Origin of the sequence: Glycomyces sp. TRM65418, assembly GCF_019710475.1 — a bacterium.
GTDB lineage: Bacteria > Actinomycetota > Actinomycetes > Mycobacteriales > Micromonosporaceae > Glycomyces.
Genome location: NZ_JAJFAX010000021.1, coordinates 1 through 2,362, shown reverse-complemented (window position 1 = coordinate 2,362; position 2,362 = coordinate 1). Strand labels below are relative to the sequence as shown.

The 2,362-nt window shown below is 70.2% G+C and carries 1 protein-coding gene and 1 pseudogene; both read right to left on the bottom strand.

The genetic code is table 11. The annotated features are described in order from the left end of the window. Positions 1-741 precede the first annotated feature (741 nt). Positions 742-1,953, bottom strand: coding sequence for a zinc-dependent alcohol dehydrogenase (locus K3N28_RS23145; RefSeq protein ID WP_228095266.1), 1,212 nt, complete (start codon positions 1,951-1,953; stop codon positions 742-744). 228 nt (positions 1,954-2,181) lie between these two features. Further along, positions 2,182-2,362, bottom strand: a pseudogene (locus tag K3N28_RS23140) (pectate lyase); the annotation flags it as partial.

Sequence of the window (2,362 nt, the reverse complement as noted above, 5' to 3'; positions counted from 1 at the left end):
GCCGGATACTCCTTCGCAGCGCCGATGCCGAGATGACCACGCCTCCAGGCGGTGGCCCCACTCGCCTCGTTTCTTGTCCTTGTGCCATCGCAGCGGTCGAACGGTTCCCTATAGAGGGCGTAGGCGACCGGCGGTGACCGACCGGGCGGTGCCACACCCGAACACCCGAGGGCATCGGACACGACGCCCACCCGCCACCACACGAAAGACGAAGACGAGCCACGGGCCCGCATCGAGGGCCGACCGCACCGGGCCGGTGACACTCGCCCGAAGCGGCAGACGAGCACGGAAAGGGAGGGGCATAGCGATGACGGTCAAGACGGACACGACCATGCGCCCCGCCCGCTTTCAGGGACGAGCCCGTGAAGCCGGGGGAGTGGCGGACGCGACGAGCGCCGCAACCGACATTCGCAACGGCAACGGCCGAGCCTTCCCGGCAAGAGCCCGGCCCTACCGCCGCCCACGGACTGCAGCGCACCCGCCATCGAGAGGCACTCCGGCCGCCGGACCCGAATCGAGCAGCCGCCTCGCCACCGCGGCCCAGCTGTGGACCCTGACTGACACCGACCTGGCCCCGGCCCGGAACCCCCAGGTCATACAGCCGTTCACCGTCGCTGCCGGGTTGAAGCCCGCCCAACGTCGGGCCAGGCCCCGGCCGCCTCTGAGCGCTCGATCTCCCAGCGGCGGCATCCGTCCGGCCGTCGAACGTCGGCATTCACAGCGGAAGCACCGGGTCTCGGCTCAGGCGACGTCCAGGACCGTCTTCAACCAGCCGTCCTCGCGGCGGTCGAACGTCTGGTACGCCTCGATCGCGTCGACCGGCCGCTCGTGCCGGGTGATGAACGCGGTCGGGTCGACCGTTCCGCTCACCACCAGATCCAGCAGGTCGGGGATGTATCGGCGGTGGTTGCAGTTGCCCATCTTCACCGTGAGGTTCTTGTTCATCGCCGCCCCGATCGGGAAGCTGTTGAAACCGGGCGGGTAGACGCCGATCACGCCGATGCTGCCGGCCTTGGCGACGGCCTGCACCGCCCACTCGGCGGTCAGGCTCGGCGCGTCACCGGGCACCCACTGTTCGCCGTTCGGGTTCGCGTCCGGGGCGGCCTGCTGCCGCTCCTGCTCGAATCGTTCGACCATCTCCTTGGTCTGCTCGGCCGCCGGACCGCTCTTCGGGCGTTCGGCGTCGACGCCCACGGCCTCGATGACGCGGTCGACGCCGATGCCGCCGGTGAGCTCCTTGACCACCGCGACCGGGTCCTCCTGGTTGAAGTCGACCGTCTCGGCGTTCTGCTCCCGCGCCTTGTCGAGTCGGGACGCGATGCCGTCCACCACGATCACCCGTCCCGCGCCCTGCCGCTTCGCGGAGGCGATGGCGAACTGGCCGACGACGCCCGCGCCCAGCACCAGCACGCTGTCCCCGGGGCCGACCTCGGCGAGCTTCGCGCCGAACCACGCGGTGGGGAAGATGTCCGAGAGCAGGATCGCCTGGTCGTCGCTCACCGCGTCCGGGATGCGGACCATGCTGGTCATCGCGTACGGCACCCGCGCGTATTCGGCCTGCAGGCCGTCGACGGGGCCCGTGGACTTCGGCCCGCCGAAGAAGCAGGTGCCCGCGTCCGATCCGTTCGGATTCGCGGTGTCGCACTGCGCGTAGTAGCCGGCCCGGCAGTACGAGCACGTGCCGCACCCGATCGTGGAGGGCACCACGACCCGGTCGCCCGGGCTGAAGCCCCGCACTTCGGGCCCGGTCTCCTCGACCACGCCGACGGCTTCGTGGCCGAGGACGGTGCCCTCGACCATGCCCGGCAGGGTGCCGCGCACCATGTGCAGGTCGGTGCCGCAGATCGCGCTGCGCGTGATCCGCACGATCGCGTCGTTCGGTTCCTGGATCTTCGGTTCGGGAACGTCGTCCAAGCGGATGTCCCCGGTCCCGTGCCACACCACGGCCTTCATCGCGTTCGCCTCCTCGTCCTCGTCGGGATCTCGTCGGCGAATGCCCGCGACTCCACCCGGTAAACACCCCGCGAGGGCGAGGCGGGGCCCGGGCGGCGCGGGTTTCGGACGCGGCCCGCGCAAGGCACTACGAGGGCATATACCGCACCCGAGAGAAACGGAAGCCTCCTGCCGGGCGTCCGTCGATTCGCGACGGGGTCCGGCAGGAGGCTGCTTCGCCGATGCGGCCTAACTCGCGTAGGTCTCGAATTCGGCGATCTTCGGTGTGCCGTTCGCGCTGACGATCTCGAAGTTGATCTTGCTCAGTGAGGTCGAGTCGAAGCCGATGACGCCCGCGCCGCTGCCGGTGGCCAGGACGGCGCCGGTGTCGTGGTCGACCACCCGCCAGGAGCCGATGTTGCCCTCGGCT